11 protein-coding genes are annotated in these 18,315 nt (G+C 68.5%); 10 read left to right on the forward strand and 1 reads right to left on the reverse strand.

Annotation, left to right across the window (positions count from 1 at the left end):
• Positions 1-16: 16 nt before the first annotated feature.
• The 9 genes from G8346_RS01315 (at position 17) to G8346_RS01355 (ending at position 13,210) form a co-directional block, all read left to right on the forward strand.
• Complete coding sequence (locus G8346_RS01315) at positions 17-1,750, forward strand: nickel-dependent hydrogenase large subunit (protein ID WP_166047441.1); 1,734 nt, start codon at positions 17-19, stop codon at positions 1,748-1,750.
• Between the two features lie 113 nt (positions 1,751-1,863).
• Positions 1,864-3,183 carry a mechanosensitive ion channel family protein gene (locus G8346_RS01320; RefSeq protein WP_166047443.1) on the forward strand — a complete coding sequence of 440 codons (1,320 nt, stop codon included), beginning with the start codon at positions 1,864-1,866 and terminating at the stop codon, positions 3,181-3,183.
• Positions 3,180-5,147: an OPT family oligopeptide transporter gene (locus G8346_RS01325; RefSeq protein WP_166047445.1), complete on the forward strand. Its 1,968-nt coding sequence runs from the start codon at positions 3,180-3,182 to the stop codon at positions 5,145-5,147. The genes G8346_RS01320 and G8346_RS01325 overlap by 4 nt, the downstream gene beginning before the upstream one ends.
• Positions 5,148-5,151: 4 nt before the next feature.
• The gene (locus G8346_RS01330; protein WP_166047447.1) at positions 5,152-6,789 is read left to right on the forward strand and encodes a peptidoglycan-binding protein; all 1,638 of its coding nucleotides are present in this window, start codon (positions 5,152-5,154) and stop codon (positions 6,787-6,789) included.
• A 106-nt stretch (positions 6,790-6,895) separates the two neighbouring features.
• The gene (locus G8346_RS01335; RefSeq protein WP_166047449.1) at positions 6,896-8,350 is read left to right on the forward strand and encodes a wax ester/triacylglycerol synthase family O-acyltransferase; all 1,455 of its coding nucleotides are present in this window, start codon (positions 6,896-6,898) and stop codon (positions 8,348-8,350) included.
• Positions 8,337-9,110 carry an alpha/beta fold hydrolase gene (locus tag G8346_RS01340; protein ID WP_166047451.1) on the forward strand — a complete coding sequence of 258 codons (774 nt, stop codon included), beginning with the start codon at positions 8,337-8,339 and terminating at the stop codon, positions 9,108-9,110. Before G8346_RS01335 ends, G8346_RS01340 begins: the two co-directional genes overlap by 14 nt.
• A gap of 78 nt (positions 9,111-9,188) precedes the next feature.
• Positions 9,189-10,592, forward strand: a complete 1,404-nt coding sequence (locus G8346_RS01345) for a sodium:alanine symporter family protein (RefSeq protein WP_166047453.1) — start codon at positions 9,189-9,191, stop codon at positions 10,590-10,592.
• 52 nt (positions 10,593-10,644) lie between these two features.
• Entirely contained in the window at positions 10,645-11,760 is a 1,116-nt protein-coding gene (locus G8346_RS01350) for a carotenoid 1,2-hydratase (protein WP_166047455.1), read from the forward strand.
• A gap of 55 nt (positions 11,761-11,815) precedes the next feature.
• Positions 11,816-13,210 carry a cytochrome c gene (locus tag G8346_RS01355; protein ID WP_166047457.1) on the forward strand — a complete coding sequence of 465 codons (1,395 nt, stop codon included), beginning with the start codon at positions 11,816-11,818 and terminating at the stop codon, positions 13,208-13,210.
• Positions 13,211-13,225: 15 nt separating this feature from the next.
• Here the strand turns inward: G8346_RS01355 and G8346_RS01360 are convergent, their stop codons facing one another.
• Positions 13,226-15,937, reverse strand: a complete 2,712-nt coding sequence (locus tag G8346_RS01360; RefSeq protein WP_166047459.1) for an HAD-IC family P-type ATPase — start codon at positions 15,935-15,937, stop codon at positions 13,226-13,228.
• Positions 15,938-16,063: 126 nt separating this feature from the next.
• Between G8346_RS01360 and G8346_RS01365 the strand changes: the two genes are divergently transcribed.
• Complete coding sequence (locus G8346_RS01365; RefSeq protein WP_166047461.1) at positions 16,064-18,274, forward strand: TonB-dependent receptor domain-containing protein; 2,211 nt, start codon at positions 16,064-16,066, stop codon at positions 18,272-18,274.
• Positions 18,275-18,315 lie beyond the last annotated feature (41 nt).

The raw sequence follows: 18,315 nt of genomic DNA on the forward strand, positions 1-18,315 counted from the left end.
ATCGGGGTAACTAAATATGAGCAATCGAGTCGTCGTAGACCCGATCACCCGCATCGAGGGACACCTCCGCGTCGAGGTGCAGATGCAGGGCGATCGAATCCAGCAGGCGTACTCCTCGGGCACGATGGTGCGCGGAATCGAGATCATCATGCGCGGGCGCGACCCCCGCGATGCGTGGGCTTTCGTCCAGCGCATCTGCGGCGTGTGCACGCTGGTGCACGGCATGGCCTCCATTCGCGCCGTCGAGGACGCGCTGAAGTACGAGATCCCGCCCAACGCGCAGCTGATTCGTAACCTGATGATCGGCGCGCAATACATCCACGACCATGTCATGCATTTCTATCACCTGCATGCACTGGACTGGGTGGATGTCGTTTCGGCGCTGAGCGCCGATCCGGCGGCCACGGCGGACCTGGCCAAGGCGGTATCGCCGAGCTGGCCCAAGTCCTCCGAGGGCTATTTCCGCGACGTGAAGAAGAAGCTGCAGACCTTCGTCGAAGGCGGCCAGCTCGGTATCTTCGCAAATGCGTACTGGGGGCACCCGGCCTACAAGCTGCCGCCCGAAGCCAACCTGATGGCCGTGGCGCATTATCTCGAAGCCCTTGCATGGCAGCGCGACGTCGTCAAGCTGCACGCCATTTTCGGCGGCAAGAACCCGCATCCGAACTTCGTCGTCGGCGGTGTGCCCAGCCCGATCGACCTGAACTCGGATTCGGCGATCAATGCCGAGCGGCTCAGCATCGTGCAGAACATCATCACCATGATGCGTACGTTCGTCGACCAGGTGTACGTGCCCGATACCATCGCCATCGCCGGCTTCTACAAGGACTGGGGCGCCCGCGGCGAAGGCCTGGGCAACTTCCTCTCCTTCGGTGACCTGCCGTCGAAGACGATGAACGACCCGGACAGCTTCCTGTTCCCGCGCGGCGCGATCCTCAACCGCAACCTCAACGCGCTCGAGGAAGTGGACTTCAGCGACCCGAACGGGGTGCAGGAGTTCGCGTCGCACTCCTGGTACGACTACTCGGGCGGCCCGGAGCAGGGCCTGCATCCCTGGGACGGCGAGACCAAGTTCAACTACGAGGGCCGTGGCGGTCCGCAGCCGCCGTACAAGCAGCTCAATGTGGAAGACGGCTACAGCTGGCTCAAGTCGCCGCGCTGGAAGGGCAACTCCATGGAAGTGGGCCCGCTGGCCCGCGTCCTGGCGCTGTACGCCACCGGCCATGACCAGACCCGCGAGCTCGTCAACTACACGCTGCGCACCCTCGACGTGCCGGTCGACGCCCTGTTTTCGACGCTGGGCCGCACTGCGGCTCGCACCCTCGAGACCAAGGTGGTGGCGGATGCGATGCAGGGCTGGATGGACCAGTTGCTCAACAACATCCGTGCCGGCGACACGAGGACCTTCAACGAGGTGCAGTGGAACCCGTCGACCTGGCCGAGCACTGCCAAGGGCGTGGGCGCGCACGAGGCGCCGCGCGGCGGACTCTCGCACTGGATCGTCATCAAGGACGGCCTGGTGGACAACTACCAGTGCGTCGTGCCGAGCACCTGGAACGCCGGTCCGCGCGACTCCAACGGTGTGCCAGGGGCCTACGAGGCCGCGTTGCAGGACAACCACCAGCTGTACGATCCGGAGCAGCCGATCGAGATCCTGCGCACGATCCACAGCTTCGATCCCTGCCTGGCCTGCGCCGTGCACGTGGCGGACGAGGACGGCAAGGAGCTGATCCAGGTGAAGGCGCTCTAGCGCAGCACCCGGTTGCGAAGCTCGACCGACGGAAAAGCCCGGCCCTGCCGGGCTTTTCCTTTTGGTGAGGATGCTATCCTGCGCTGCTGAAGGTCTCGTCGCGGGAGGAGACGATGGACGAGTGGTACGACGCCGAACAGATCACCCGCTGGACGCAGCAGGCCTGGTCCTGGGTGCAGGCGGAAGTGCTGGTCCTGCCCAACTTGCTGCAGCTGCTTGCCGCACTGGCCTCATTGGTCCTGGCGGCCTTCGTGGCGCCGCGGCTGCGACGCTTCCTCGAGCGCGTGGCGCCGCCGGGGCGCTGGCAACGCCTCGTGGCGGCGCTCGCCCCGCTGCTGTTGCCGCTGCTGTGGTTGCTGCTGGTCGGGGTGGCGTGGCAGGGGGCGCTGTTGCAGGGCTGGCCGGCCAGGATCCTGGAGATCTTTGCCAGCCTCCTGACCGCCTGGGTGGTGATCAACCTGGCGTCGATGGTGATCAGCAACCCGGTGTGGTCCCGCGCGGTCGCGATCAGCGCCTGGACCGTCGCCGCCCTGAACATCCTGCGCCTGCTCGATCCGACCGTGGCGCTGCTGGACAGCGTCGCCATGCAGTTCGGGGCGGTGCGGATTTCCCTGCTGACCCTGACCAAGTCGGTGTTTGCCCTTGCCATCCTGCTGTGGATCGCCACCGTGGTATCGGAGTTGCTGGAGGCGCGCCTCAAGCACAGCCCGAACCTGACGCCCTCGGTGCAGGTGCTGTTCGGCAAGCTGTTCAAGTTCGCGCTCATCACCATCGCCGTCCTCGCTGCCATGGCGACTACGGGCATGGACCTGACCGCGCTGGCGGTGTTCGGCGGCGCACTCGGTGTCGGCATCGGCCTCGGCCTGCAGAATGTGATCGCCAACCTGTTCTCCGGCCTGATCCTGCTGCTGGACAAATCGATCAAGCCCGGAGACGTCGTGGCTGTGGCCGGCACCTACGGCTGGGTGAACACGCTGGGAGGGCGCTACGTCTCCGTCATCACGCGCGACGGTATCGAGCACCTCATCCCCAACGAGGAATTCATCACCACGCGGGTCGAAAACTGGACCCACACCGACACCAAGGTACGCCTGAAGATCCCGATCGGCATCCACTACAACTCGGATGTCGAGCGGGCGCTCGAGTTGTGCGAGGCCTGCGCCGCGGAGACCCCCCGCGTCATCGACGACCCGGGACCGATCTGCCAGCTGCGCAACTTCGGCGATAATGCCGTGGAGCTCGAGCTCCGGATCTGGATTTCGGACCCGATGAACGGCATCAACAATGTGCGCAGCGCCGTCCTGCGGCGCATCTGGCGCGCGTTTCGCGAGGAGGGCATCCAGATCCCCTATCCGCAGCGGGACCTGCACCTGGCCAGCGCGGTGCCGCTCGAGGTCAGGCTCGCCAGGGAACAGGGAGAAGAGGCGAAATGAGCGAACGCAAGGGCTTGGGCCCAGGCGCTTTCGAGCCGCCGCCGCCGGGGGGCGCCTACCAGCCCTATGTGCCTGCGTCCGCCGCGCTGGCCGAGTTCACCCTGAAGGCCATCGCCCTGGGCATTGTCTTCGGCATCATCTTCGGCGCCGCCAACGCCTACCTCGGGCTCCGCGCCGGCCTGACCATCAGTACCTCGATCCCGGTGGCCGTGATGACGGTGGCGGTGTTCAAGGCGTTGCAGGCGGTGGGGCGGCCAGGGACCATCCTCGAGGCCAACCTCTCGCAGACGGTCGGTTCGGCCTCGAGCTCCCTCGCCAGCGGCATCATCTTCACGCTGCCGGCGCTGTTCCTGTGGGGCCTGTCTCCCAGCCTGTTGCAGATGACCATACTGGCGATGTGCGGCGGGGTGCTGGGGATCCTGTTCATGGTCCCGCTGCGACAGTTCCTCATCCACCGCGAGCACGGCAAGCTGCCTTACCCCGAAGGCACGGCCTGCGCCGAGGTGCTGGTCGCCAACGAGACCGGCGGCGGCAATGCGCGCTTTGTATTCATCGGGCTGGCGGCGGGCGCGGCCTTCAAGGCGCTCACTTCGTGGGCGCGCGCCATTCCGGACTCCATCCACGCGGCCTTGCCGTGGCCGCGCAAGGCGGAGCTCGGGATGGACCTGTCGCCGGCGCTGTTCGGTGTCGGCTATATCCTCGGCATCCGCATCGCGGCCGTGATGGTCGGTGGCGGCCTGATGTCCTGGCTGGTGATCATCCCCATGCTGGACTGGTGGGGCGCCGGCCGCACATTGCCGCTGTACCCGGAGACAAAGCTGCTCATGACCGACATGAGCCCGGCGCAGCTGTGGACGCGCTACGTGCGCTACATCGGCGCGGGCGCGGTCGCCGCGGCGGGCATCATCACGCTGGTGCGCAGCCTGCCGGTGATGCTCGACAGCTTCCGCATCGGCTTTGGGCAGCTGCGGCAGCGCCAGGGCCTCGAGCCCGTGGCCGTGCCGCGCACCGCGCAAGACCTGCCGCTGCGTTTCGTCGGCCTTGGCGTGGTGACGGTCATCATGTTGCTGGCCGTGGTGCCGGTGGCCTTCGGCGAGGTCGGCGGCGTCGGCCTGCGACTTGTCGCCGCCATCTGCGTGGCTGTGTTCGCCTTCTTTTTCGTCACCGTGGCCTCGCGCATCGTCGGGCTGGTGGGCGTCACCAGCAATCCGACCAGCGGCATGACCATCGCGGCACTGCTCGGCACTGCCGGTATTTTCCTGGCCTTCGGCTGGACCGACCTGAGCGGCAAGGCCGCCGCGATCACCGTCGGCTGCGTCGTGGCCATTGCCGCCTCCATTTCCGGCGACACTTCGCAGGACCTGAAGACCGGTTACCTGCTCGGCGCGACGCCGCGCCGGCAACAGGTCGGGGAACTGGTCGGCGTGCTCACTTCCGCGGTGTTCGTGTGTCTTGCCGTGCTGTTGCTCGCCGAAACTTTCGGTTTCGGCAGCACGGAGCTGCCGGCGCCGCAGGCGACGTTAATGAAGCTGGTGATCGACGGCGTGCTCGACCAGTCGCTGCCCTGGGGCCTGGTGGCGATCGGCGTGGGTATCGCCGTGGCCTGCGAGTTGCTGCGCATCCCCTCGCTGCCCTTTGCCGTCGGCGTGTACCTGCCGGTCTCCACCATGACGCCGATCTTCCTCGGCGGGCTCATTCGCTGGTGGGCGGAGCGCAGCGCGCGCCACGCGGACGAGGTGGGCGAGCGCCGCGAGCGCGGGATCCTGCTGGGCAGCGGTTTCGTCGGCGGGGAAGGCCTGCTCGGCGTGGGCATTGCCGGCGCGGCGTTCGTCCTCGGGCGCAGGCCATTGGGCCTGGGTACCGACTGGCTCGGCGGCGAGGTCGCGGCCATGCTGGTCGGCCTTGTGGCGTTCGCCGCCTTCGCCGCCTGGTTCATACTGCAGGTGCGCCGTGCCGGGAGATGACGTGGTGACCAGGTTCGAACACGGCACACGCGGACCGCGGCGCGTGCGCAGCACAGTGTTGCTGCTCGCGACCCTGCTGGTGGCCTGGGCTGCGCCTGCGGCTGCCGCTCCTGACGCCGCGCTGGTGGCCGAGACCTTGCGCCGTTCGATCGAGCAGCTGCACGTCACCGGCCAGGTGATCGTGGCAGGACAGCGCCTGCGCTCCGCGCGGGTGCTGCCCGAGCTCTACCAGCAGCGGGGTTTCACACTGCTGTGGAGCACGCGGGCCAACGAGGAGGCCATGCTGGGTGAAATCGCCGCGGTCAGCGGCGACGGCCTGGACCCTGCGGATTATCATTTCGAAGCCCTGCGCGAGCTGTTGCGCCAGCGCAGCGAGGTGCCGGACGACGCCGCGCTGGCCGCCGCCGCGGACCTGCTCCTGAGTGACGCCCTGGCCCGCCTGGTGGCGCACCTTGCGCGCGGCAAGCTCGACCCCGTCACTGGCGCGCCACGCTGGGACCTCGAGGGCAACGTGCGCGGCGAGCCGGCGGCGGTCGTGCTCACCCGCATTGCCACGGGTAACGCCGTGGCGGTGCAGCTCGGGGAGCTCCGCCCGGTGCAGCCGATATACGGGCGGCTCAAATCCATGCTGGCACGTTACCGGCTGGTGGCGGAGCAAGGGGGTTGGCCGGAGATCGGCGGTGGCCCGGTGTTGCAGCAGGGGATGGAGGACCCCAGGGTCGTACAGTTGCGGCGCAGGCTGGCGCAGACCGGAGATTTCCCCGGCGTGGTGATCGATTCGCCGCGCTTCGAACCGGCCCTGGAAGAGGCCTTGCGCGCGTTCCAGGTGCGCCACCAGCTGGAGGCCGACGGGCGTTTCGGCCCTGCTACGCGCCGCGCCATCAATCGTCCCGTGGACGAGCTCATGGGGCTGTTGCGCGCCAACCTGGAGCGCGCCCGCTGGCTGCTGGCCGAGGTGCGCGGGCGCCTGCTCGTCATCGACCTGGCCGGGCAGCAGGTCGTGCTCCTTGATCACAGCGATCCGGTGGCGACTTTCGCCACCGAGCTGGCGCCGATGTTGAGGGAGATGACCCCCTTCCGCGGCGAGCTGCGCTACCTGGTGGTCAACCCCGACTGGGTGCTGCCGCCCGAGCTCGTGGCGTCGCAGGTCGTCCCCCTCGCGCGGCGCCAGCCGGGGCGTTTCGACGAGCTCGGCCTGCAGGTGTTCGACGAGTACGGCGCCTCGCTGTCGCCGCGTGCCGCCGACTGGGCGGCTCCCGGCAAGCTCATCGTGCGGCAGCTGCCGGGCCCACGCAGTTTCCTCGGCGAGTTCCGTTTTCCGGTGTGGCCGCATCCGGGTGTCTTCATGCATGGCGGTGCCGAGGCGGAGCGATCCCTGGCGGGCGCGGTACGCCTCGCGGACGCTGCCGGGCTGGCGGATGCCCTCGCGACTCCGGAGGCCGGGTTCGCGCCGCAGCAACTGGCCGCCGCGCTGGCCACGGGTACGGCGCACACCTTCAGCCTGAGACGCCCCGCCACGGTCGTGCTCGCGCCGTGGACTGCATGGGTAGACCAGTCCGGGCACGTGTTCTTCCGCGCCGGTTATGAGCGCGCCGACGCCGAGATCATCGCCGGCCTGGCCAGGCGGGCGGGCGCTGACTGAGATATGGTGGGGCGCCGGCCAGGACGATGGCCACGAGACGACCGCCTTTGCGCCCGCGCCACGTCCGCGCATAATCGTGACCTTCAGCCACGGGACCCGCTTACAGATGGAGCAGCTTTCCGGCCTCGACGCCGCCTTCGTGTATCTCGATGCGCGCAACGCACCCATGCACGTGGGTGGGCTGCACGTCTACGAGTCGGCCGGCGGGGCGTTCGGCTTCGAGGAATTCCGCAGCCACATCGCTGCATGCATCGACAGTTCGCCGATTTTCCGGCGCCGCCTGCAACAGGTGCCGCTGCGACTCGGCCGGCCCTTCTGGGTCGAGGATCCGCATTTCGATCTCGACCTGCACCTGCAGCACTCTGCGTTGCCGCGACCGGGCGACTGGACGGCCATGCGCGACCTGGCCGCGCGCATGTTCTCGCGTCCGCTCGACCCCGAGCGCCCCTTGTGGCATCTCACCTTCGTTTCCGACCTGGATGCATGCAAGCGCTTCCCGCGCGGAAGTTTCGCCGTCATCTCGCGCGTGCATCATGCCGCCGCCGACGGTCTCGGTACGCTCGACATGTTCAATGCCATCTGGAGCACGGCACCACGCCGGCTGAAGCGCCGCCGCGGCACAGCACGTCCCCGGCGCCCGGCGCCGGCGCCCGGCGGCCTGGAGTTGCTGGGGAAAAGCCTGCGCGGCATTTTGCGCGAACCGGGCGAGGCGCTTGGCTGGGCGGCCGGGATGGTGCGCGGCGGCCTCGGCCTGGGGCGCGAGTTCATCGCGCGCGAGCACCACGCCCCGCCGATGCTGTTCCAGGCGCCGCGCAGTCCGTTCAACGTGCCGATCAGTTCGCGCCGCGGCTTCGACGCGGCCACGTTGCCGCTGGGCGAGATCCGCAAGATCCGCGCCGCGGTCCCCGGCGCGACCGTCAATGATGTCGTGCTCGCCGTCTGCAGCGGGGCGCTGCACCACTACCTGAAGGACTACGGCAACCTGCCTGAGCGCGACCTGGTGGCCATGGCGCCGATCTCCATCCGCAACCAGGTGCACAAGGGCGGCAACCGGGTCTCGGCCATGCTGGTGCCGCTCGAGGTGGAAGTGCGGGACCCGCTGGAGCGGCTGCGTCGTATCCACACCCATGCGGTGGACAGCAAGGCCTATACGGACGCCATCGGGGCCGCCACGCTGGCAGACACCTCGCGCTTCGTACCGTATTCCCTGGCGACCGCGGCGGCCAGCTTGTACTCGGGGCTGCATCTCGCGCGCTACCATCGGCCGCCCTTCAACCTCGTCATCACCAACGTGCCCGGTCCCCGCGAGCCGTTGTACCTGGGTACGGCACGGTTGCTTGAGGGCTACGGCACCGCGCCGGTGCTGGACGGGCTGGGCCTGATCCTGGTGGTCACCAGCTACCTGGACACCCTCTCGATCAGCGCCACCGCGGCGCACGAGGCGGTGCCCGATTTGCAGCGGCTGGTAGCAGGGATCGACGCCAGCTTCGAAGCGTTGAAACAGGCCGTCGCGCCGCAACGCAAGACCACGACGCGGAGCCGCTCCCATGTCCGGGGCTGAAGAGCGGGTCGGCCCGCCGGCCCTGCTGTGGCAGGTGCTGGAAGGCAGGGCCGTGTTCGAGCTCGGCGCCATGGCCTGGCTCTATCCCTTGCTGCGCCAGGCGCCTCGTGGCGACGGTCATCCCGTACTGGTCGTGCCGGGCTTTCTCGCCAGCGGCAGCTCTACCTTTCCGCTGCGGCAGTTCCTCAAGTCGCTCGGCTATGCCGCACATCGCTGGAAACAGGGGCGTAATCTCGGCGGGGTGGGGGAGACGGAGGAACGGTTGCTCGGGCGCCTGCGCGAGCTGCGGCGCCGCTACGGCCGCAAGGTCAGCGTCATCGGCTGGAGCCTGGGGGGGATGTACGCGCGCGAGCTGGCCTGGATGGCGCCCGAGGACGTCCGCCTGGTGATCACCATGGGCTCGCCCTTCCGTAACCACACCGGCACCGCGGTAACGCTGTTGTACGAAGACGTGAGCGGCCAGAGCGAGGCGCACATGGATCCGGCGCTGCTGGCGCGACTCTCGCAACCGCTCCCCGTACCCTCCACTTCGATCTACACCCGTACCGACGGCGTGGTGCACTGGCGCTGCTCCCTGGAGCGACCGTCGGCCACTACGGAGAACATCCGCGTGCTCGGCAGCCACTGCGGTCTCGGCCACAACCCGCTGGCATTGTGGGCCATCGCCGATCGCCTGGCCCAGCCGGAAGACCGGTGGCGTCCTTTCCGCCGAGAGGCCTTCCGGCGCTTCGCGTATCCGACCCCTGATCGTGGCGATTGAGCCGACGCCCGCATGACTGCGGCCAGAGCGCTTCTCGCGTAGACTCTCGCGCTGTCAGCAAGCTGGAGCCCTGAACGCGTGAAGGAATTCGTCGACGCTGCCAACAACCTGATGTGGGGCTCGCTGCTGATCTGGCTGCTGCTGGGCGCCGGCCTGCTGTTCACCCTGATGTCCGGCTTCATCCAGGTGCGCCACTTCGGTCATACCTTCGGCGTCATGAAACGCAGCTTCCGTCGTGAGCACGGCGGCATTTCTTCTTTCGAGGCCTACTGCACCAGCCTCGGCGCGCGCGTGGGCACGGGGAACCTCGCCGGCGTGGCGGTCGCGCTGGAACTCGGCGGCCCGGGCGCGGTGTTCTGGATGTGGGTCACCGCCATGCTGGGCATGGCCACCAGTTTCTTCGAGTCGACGCTGGCGCAGCTGTTCAAGGTGCCGAATGGCGACGGCAGCTACCGCGGCGGCCCGGCCTTCTACATGCAATACGGTCTGGGCAAGCGCTGGATGGGCGTACTGTTCTCCGTGTTCCTCATCCTGGCGTACCCGATCGCCTTCAACGGCGTGCAGTCGAACACCATGGCCGCTGCGGTGGCCGAGGTGACCGACATCAGCACGGCATGGATGGGCGTGTTGACCGCGTTCTTCGTCGGGCTGGTGATCTTCGGCGGCATCCGGCGTATTGCGCGCGTGGCGGAAATCGTCGTGCCCTTCATGGCGCTGGCCTATCTCGGCATGGCGTTGTGGCTGGTGGCGACGCACGCCGAGCGCCTGCCGGGCGTTTTCCGTCTCGTCATCGAGAGCGCCTTCGGTATCGGCGAGGCCGCAGGCGGCGTGCTCGGCTACGGCATCGCCCAGGCGCTCATCAACGGCGTGCGTCGTGGCCTGTTCTCCAACGAGGCCGGCTCCGGCAGTGCCCCGATCGCTGCGGCCACCGCCGACGTGCGCCATCCGGCCAGCCAGGGCTATGTGCAGATGCTCGGCGTGTTCACCGACACCATCGTGATCTGTACCGCCACGGCCGCGATCATCCTGCTCTCCGGGCAGTTCGAGGCCGGCGCAGGGCTCACCGGGATGGCCTTGACGCAAGGGGCCATGAGTGCGCTGGTCGGCGACTGGGGCGCCGGCTTCATGACCGTCGCGCTGCTGTTTTTCGCTTTCACCTCGATCATGGCCAACACGTATTACGGCGAGACGAGCCTGGCCTTCATCCATGGCGACCCGCGCCTGGTCACCGCCTATCGCTGCGTGGTCCTGGTGGGCATTTTCGTCGGCTCCCAGCTCGACCTGCCGCTGGTTTGGGCCATCGCCGACCTGTCGATGGGTTTCATGACCATAGTGAACCTGGTCGCCGTGCTGCTCCTGTCGGGCGTGGTCATCAAGCTGATGCGCGACTACAACGCGCAGCTGGCCTTCCACGTGGAGCCGGTGTTCGACCCGGAACGCTATCCTGAAGTGCGGCAGCGCCTGCCCAAGGGCGGCTGGTAGACGCATCCTCCTGAATCGGCGCCTCAGCCCGGCGCGATATACACTGCATGGTATGCACCAGGACAAGGACGCCGTGACGGGCGGGGGCAGCCGCATGTGGGCGGCATGCGCGGCGGCGTTCACGCTCGTGGCGGGTTGCGCACCGCCCGAAGGCGGCGAGCGCCCGCAGTCACTGGCGGCACTCGAGACATCCCTGGCGGGACTTGAGGCCGTAGCGCGGAGCTTTCCCGCGCCGGATGATCGACCCCTGGGCTGGCCGCAGGATCACGCACCTCATGCGCAGCAGTTCACTGAGTCCTGGCTGGTCGCCGGCCTGCTGCGCGGCGAGGACGGGCGGCGTTATGGCTTCCAGCTGCTGCTGCAGCGTGTGGTGCTGCAGGCGGACGACGCCGCCAGGGACTCGGCCTGGGCGGCAAGCGCGGCATGGCAGGGCGCCTTCTCCATCGAGCCGGAGCACGCCCCCCGCGTCGCGGCGGAACGCTTCAGTCGCGAGGCGCTCGGCCTGGCGGGTGCGAATGCGCGAGAGCAAGTCGTATCGGCATGGCTGGAAGACTGGCGCATCGAGATCGCGCCGGATGCGGGCACGGGACGGGTGCTCGGCGCTGCCTCAGGGGGCGCACTCGAGCTGACTTTGCGCTTGCCAGCCACGGTCCCCGCCGGCACTGCGGCCGACGCACGCCGTGGTTACTGGTGGCCGGGACTGGATGCCGACGGCATGCTCCAGATCGGCGGTCGCTCACTGGCGGTGCGCGGCAGCGCCCTGCTGGACCGAAGCTGGGGACAGGCGCCGCCGGTCGGACGTGGCCAGCTGGCGCTGGCGCGGGTGTGGACCCATACGGAAGAGGGGACGGCCATGCACTGCGAAGCGCTGCGCCGGCGTGGCGGTGGCGGCGTTCCGCTGGGGGGCTGCACCGAGTTTCCGTCGGGCCGGTCGCTGGACCGGCTGCCCGAACCGACCGAGGCTGCTGCGACCGCCGCGCGGGGCGGACAGTCGCCACTGGAATGGAACGTCCCTGCGCCCGGGACGGCGGTGCCGGGGCGCTGGGCACCGCTGGCGCAGCCGGGTGACGTTGGTACGGCGTGGTCCGGCGTGATCGTGCCGGCGGCCGAGGATGCAGGCGGAGACCAATGGGGCCTGCTGTCGCTGAGTAATTTCGCCGCGCCATGAGCGCCGGATCGAGATCGAGGTGTTGGAGATGAACTGTCAGGCCAGGTTTGCCGTAATGCTTGCGGCACTGTGGGTCGCCGCCTGTGGTCCGGGTGGCGATCAGGCAGATCAACTTCCGGCGGTGCAGCCCGGCGAGCCCGGGGTCTTGCCCGCAGCGGCGCAGCGCGAGGGCGACCCGGCGCTCGGCTACGAGATCATCGTCAACCGCGGCTATGTCAGCTGCGGCGTGCCCCTGTCGGCATTCCGCGCGGCCGTCGCCGACAGCCCGCCGGACCGCTCGCTCCAGCCGCCGGGGCGGCTGGGTCGCAACGCCGAGCTCCCCTACACCCTCAATGCCACCACCAACGCCGACGGCGTGGAACTCGTCGTCAGCAACTGCCTGGCCTGCCACGGCGCCCAGTTCAATGGCGAGCTGGTCGTGGGCCTGGGGAACGCCTTCGCGGACTTCACGACGAACCCCATGGAAGGCATCGAGCGCCTGGGGCTGCTGGTCGAGGACGGGCCGGAGGCGGAGGCCTGGCGACGCTGGGCCGACCGGATCGGCGCCATCGCGCCGTACATGATTACCGATACGGTCGGCGTGAACCCGGCGCCGAACCTGACCATGGCCCTCATGGCGCATCGTGACCCGCAGACGTTGGCATGGCTCGACCAGCCCGCGCTCGAGCCGCCGCCGCGCGACCCCCTGCCGACTGCGGTGCCGCCATGGTGGCGCATGCAGAAGAAACACGCCATGTTCTACCACGGCGGCGGGCAGGGGGATCACGTGCCCTACATGATGCTCAAGTCGCTGGTGTGCACCGACGACCCGGCCGAAGCGCGCGAGATCGATGAATGGTTCAGCCACGTGCGCGCCTTCATTGCGTCGCTGGAGCCGCCGGCCTGGCCGTTCGCGCTGGACAAGGCGCTGGCGGCGGAGGGGAAGGCCGTGTTCGGGGGCCACTGTGCGGCCTGCCATGGCAGCTACGGCGAGGAAGAGAGCTATCCGAACCTCGTCGTCGCCCTGGAGCAGGTCGGGACGGATCCGGCGTACGCCCTGCAGGCGGTAGAGGCAGAGCGTTTCATCCGCTGGTTCAACGGCTCGTTCTACGGGCGGACTGCGCAGGCGCGCCCGGCGCCCGGGTACGTTGCGCCGCCGCTGGACGGCGTGTGGGCGACGGCGCCTTACCTGCACAACGACTCGGTGCCCAGCATCGCGGCGCTGCTCGACAGCAGCCAGCGACCGCGTTACTGGCGCCACGTGCTCGAGCCGCGCGAGTACGATACCGCGACACTCGGGTGGCGCCATGAGGCGCTCGGCCATGGCAAGGACGGGGCCGCTGGCGCGGACGAGGCCCGGCGGATCTACGACACCACGCGCCCGGGTTACGGCAACGGCGGGCACACTTTCGGCGACGTGCTCAGCGAGCATGAGCGTGCCGCGTTGATCGAGTATCTCAAGACCCTGTGAACGCGCCCATGATTCTCAGGGCCGGGCGCCGCGCCGACGCAGGATCCACTTTTCCAGTTCCACGAGCGGCACAACCGTGGCCGCTACCAGCAGCACGACGAGCCAGTCCCGGCCGCTCAGCGGGACGGTGTGGAACAGCGCATTCATTGCTGGCAGGTAGGTGAACCCGACCTGGAACAGTGAGACGGCAATTACGGCCGCCACGGCAGCGCGGTTGCCGAAAAAGCCGTTGATGTTGAGCGTGGGGGCCACCATGTGGCGCACATTCAGCAGGTAAAAGGCCTCGAACATGACCAGCGTATTCACCGCCATGGTACGCGCGTGGTCGAGCGGATAGCCGGCTTCACGTGCCGCCACGAACAGGCCGAAAGTGCCGCTGACCACAACCGCCGAAACGAAAGCGATGCGCCAGGTGACGAAGCGCCCGAGGAGCGGCTCGTCCGGGCGTCGCGGCGGGCGCGCCATGATGTCGCGCTCGGGCGGCTCGAAGGCCAGCGCCAGCGCAAGCGTCACCGCCGTGATCATGTTCACCCAGAGAATCTGCAAGGGCGTGATCGGCAAGGCGCGACCGATGGCGATCGCGAGGACGATCATGATGGCCTCAGCGGCGTTGGTCGGCAGGATGAAGAGGATGGCCTTGCGTATGTTGTCGTAGACGGTGCGGCCTTCCTCCACTGCGCTTTCGATGGACGCGAAGTTGTCGTCGGAAAGCACCATCTCCGCCGCCTGGCGCGCCACCTCGGTGCCGCCTTTGCCCATGGCTACGCCGACGTCCGCACGCTTGAGCGCGGGGGCGTCGTTCACGCCGTCGCCTGTCATGGCAACGACGCGACCAGCCGCCTGCAGCGCTTCGACGAGACGCAGCTTGTGTTCCGGGCTGGCGCGAGCGAATACGTCTGCCTCCAGCGCCACTTCCATCAGCGCTGCGTCGTCGAGTTGCTCCAGCTCCGCGCCGAGCACGGCGTTGCAGCCGTCGCCGATACCCATGGCGGCGCTCACGGCCCGGGCGGTGCTGAGGTGATCGCCCGTGATCATCTTGACGTTGATGCCTGCGTCGCGACATTGCTCGACGGCGCGGATCGCTTCCTCGCGCGGCGGATCGATCAGCCCGACCAGCCCCAGCAGGGTAAGTCCTGATTCGACCTCGGTGGTGGTGAGCTCTCCGCTGCAACCCGCACGCGGCGCTCCCGTAGCGAGCGCCAGCACGCGCAAACCGTCCGCAGCAAGCGCCTCGGCCCGCTCGAGCCACGCCTGGCGGCAACAGGACTCGTTGCCATCACGCGCCACCACCGAGTCGCACATGGTGAGGATTCTTTCGGGTGCACCCTTGACGACGACGAAGCGGTGGTCATGGTGGTCATGGTGCAGGGTCGCCATGTAACGATGTTCCGACTCGAAGGGAATGGCATCGTCGCGCGGCACCTCGAGGCGCAGCCGGTCCGGATCGAGGCCCGCCTTCATCGCCAGGATGAGCAGCGCGCCTTCCGTGGGATCCCCATTGAGCCTCGGCGTGGCGTCTTCGATGTGGAATTCCGCGTCGTTGCACAATGCCGCCGCACGGCACAACTCCAGCAGGACCGCGTCCCCTCCGGGGTCCGTCTCCACGCCTTCACCATGTATGGTGCCGTGCGGGTCGTAGCCGACTCCTGTGACCTGGTACTCGCAGTCGTGCAGTGCGACGCGGCTGGCGGTCATTTCATTCCGGGTCAGGGTGCCGGTCTTGTCGCTGCATATGACAGAGACCGAGCCGAGCGTCTCGACCGCCGGCAGCTGGCGGATGATGGCGTTGCGGGCCGCCATGCGCTGGACGCCGATGGCCAGCGTGATGGTGATGATTGCGGGCAGGCCCTCGGGTATGGCCGCGACTGCGAGTCCCACGGCGGCCAGGAACATCTGCTCGAGCGGGTAATCGTGCACCAGGACGCCGAACAGCACTGTGCCCAGCGCGATAACTGCGATCACCAGGCTGAGTTTGCGGGCGAATCGATCGAGCTGCCGCGTCAGCGGCGTACTCAGGGTCTGCACGCGCGAGAGCATCGCGCTGATGCGCCCGATCTGGGTATTGCCGCCGGTTGCCACGACGACCCCGGTCCCGGTCCCGGCAGCGACCAGCGTGCCAGACCAGGCCATGGAGTGACGGTCACCCAGTGGCGCAGCCTCTGCCACGGGTAGCACGCATTTTTCGACCGCCACCGATTCACCGGTGAGGATTGCTTCATCGACCTGGAGGTTGCGGCGGTTCGTTATGCGAAGGTCCGCAGGCACGAGGTCCCCCGCCTGCAGCGCGACCATGTCGCCGGGCACCAGGTCCTCCGCCAGGAGTTCTTCCCGGCGGCCGTCGCGTAGCACCGTGGCGCGCGGGGAAAGCAGGCCGCTGATCGCCTCCAGGGCACGTTCCGCCTTGCCCTCCTGCACGAAGCCGATGACGGCGTTGATCACCACCACGCCGAGGATCACGGCCGTGTCGGTCCATTCCCCCAGCAGCGCCGTGATCAGCGCAGCGGCCAGCAGTACCCAGATGAGCACGTTGTTGCACTGGGAGAGCAGGCGCATGAAGGCGCTGCGGCGCGGCGGCTCGGGGAGGCGGTTGGTGCCGTGGCGTGCGCGACGACGCTCTGCTTCCGCTGCAGAAAGGCCGCGCCGATCCGCCTCGAGCCGCGCCAGCACGTCCACGGCCGGCAGGCTGTGCCAGCTGGGTTCCGCCGGGCGGGGCTCGGGCGATGCCATTGGGGTTCTCGCAGTCCTCTGTCCTGAAGACTAGTGGGCCTGCGATGCCTTGGGTACCCGCATACGCCGCAAGCCGGAAGCGCCGGTCCATTGCGATAAAGACGATAAATGATTTATTATCGATGCATGTTTTATAGTTGGCATCGCGCCCGGTTCCTGGCCGTCGCCCTCGGTGCGGCCTGGACCGGGTCGGCCTCGCTGGCCGGCCTCGAGACCGACGCAACTCCGCTCGCGCTTGCCCCCGTGACCGTCGTCAGCACACGCACCGCGCGTCCGCTCGACAGCGTGGTAGGCATGGTCTCGGTCCTCGACCACCGCGACATCGACGAGCGCATGGCCGTGGATCCCGAGGGCCTGTGGCGCTACTCCCCGGGGATCGAGGTCGAATCCCAGGGCACCCGCTTCGGTTCCCGCAGCCTGAATATCCGGGGCATCGGCGGCAACCGCGTGCTCATGGAAATCGACGGGGTCCCGGTGCAGGACCGGTTTGCCGTGGGCACATTCGCTGACGCGGGCCGGGCGGGCACGGTGCTCGATTTCGTGCGGCACATCGAGGTGCTGCGCGGGCCCGCATCCGCGCTGTACGGTTCCAAGGCGATCGGTGGCGTAGTGGCGGTCAGCACCTTTGATCCGCGCGACCTTGCCGGCGGACCCGGCCAACCCGGCGGGCGCTTGAAAAGCGGTTTCTCAGGGGTTGATTCCGGCTGGCACGCAAGCGGTGTCGGTGCGTGGGAAGGCGATGCCCACGGTTTACTGCTCGGCGCCAGTCGTCTTCGGGCGGAGGCGCCGGATCGCTCCGCCCTCGACCAGGATCTCGACCGCGCTCGTCGCGAACAGGATGCGCTGCTGGCCAAGGTGGTGCTGGGCGGCGTGCACGACTGGCACCTGCGCCTCACGCTCGGCTCGCAGCGGGAAGACGCCCGCACCGAGCTCGGCAGCCTGCTGGGCACAGGCCGATTTGCCACCACGACGGAGTTGCGTGGCGACGACGAGATGCGCCGGCACAGCGGCGCCCTGGACTGGCAGCTGGAACGCGACCGGCTCTCGGCACAGGCGACCTTGTTCCGGAGCGCCCACGACACGCGCCAGGACACCCTGGACCTGCGCGAGTTGCTGCCGCAGCCGCTGCGGATCGAGCGCGAGTTCAGCTATGACACGGTGGCGACCGGCCTGCGCGCGCACGTGACGCGGGAGATCCCCGGGGCGCACTGGCGACACCGTGTGACCGTGGGGGTCGAGCAGGCGCGCCATGAGCTGGACCAGCAACGTGATGCGCGGCAGATCGACCTGGCCACGGGGGAAGTATCCAGCGTGGTGCTTGGCGAATCTTTCCCGTTGCGCGATATCCCGGTGACCACCAGCGATGAAACGGGCGTCTTCCTGCAGGACGAGATCGATGCTGTTTCCGGCCGCTGGACGGTCATCCCGGCACTGCGCTTCGACCGCAGCCAGGTCCGTGCCCGGGACGATGCGGGCTGGCGCGCAGCCAACCCCACCACCGCACCGGCCGATCTCGATGCCAGCGACGTGTCTCCCCGACTGGGCGTGCTGTGGCATGCCGCCGGCGGTGTCCAGCTGTGGGCGCAGTGGAGCACGGGCTTCCGGGCGCCACCTGCCGAGGACCTCAATATCGGCCTCGATATTCCGCTGTTCCGGGTGCGGGCGCTGCCCAACCCGGAACTCAAGTCAGAGACGTCGCGCGCGTGGGAGCTCGGCCTGCGCTGGCGCGAAGCCGACTCGCGCCTGGCCGTCGCGCTGTTCCACACGGATTACCGCGATTTCATCGCCTCCATGGTCCCGCTGGGACCGGACCCGGAGAGCGGCGTGCTGCTGTTCCAGTCGCAGAACATAGAACGGGCCCGGATCCGCGGCGTGGAAATGGAAGGGCAGGCACGTCTCGCTCTGCTGCCGCCGCGGCTCGGCGGCCTCAAGGCCGGGTTTGCCGCCTGGTGGGCGCAGGGAGAGTCGCGTGTGGACGGCAGCCGGCTGCAGAGTGTCGGCCCGCCCGCCGCCGTGGCGCACCTGGCGTGGAACGCGCCCTCGCGACGCCATGAGCTGCGTCTCAGCGGGCTGTTCGCCCGCGGCCAGTCGCTGGCCGGAACCGCGGATGCGCCCGCTTTCCGCGCGCCGGGCTACGGCGTGTTCGACCTCGCCTACGCGTGGCAGGTCACCGGGCGCCTGACCCTGCGCGCCGGCGTATTCAACCTTTTTGACCGGACCTGGTGGCGCTGGGGCGCCCTGCGCGACCTGCCGGCAGACGATCCGCTGGTGCCGGCGCTGTCTGCGCCCGGGCGCAGCGTGTCGTTGGCCGTACGCCTCGCACTGGGGGCCGGATGACTTTTTGTTTGCCCCGCCGGGGCAAGGATGGGAGGTAAGTG

It is taken from the genome of Thioalkalivibrio sp. XN279 (genome assembly GCF_011089885.1).
Classification (GTDB): Bacteria; Pseudomonadota; Gammaproteobacteria; order Steroidobacterales; family XN24; genus XN24.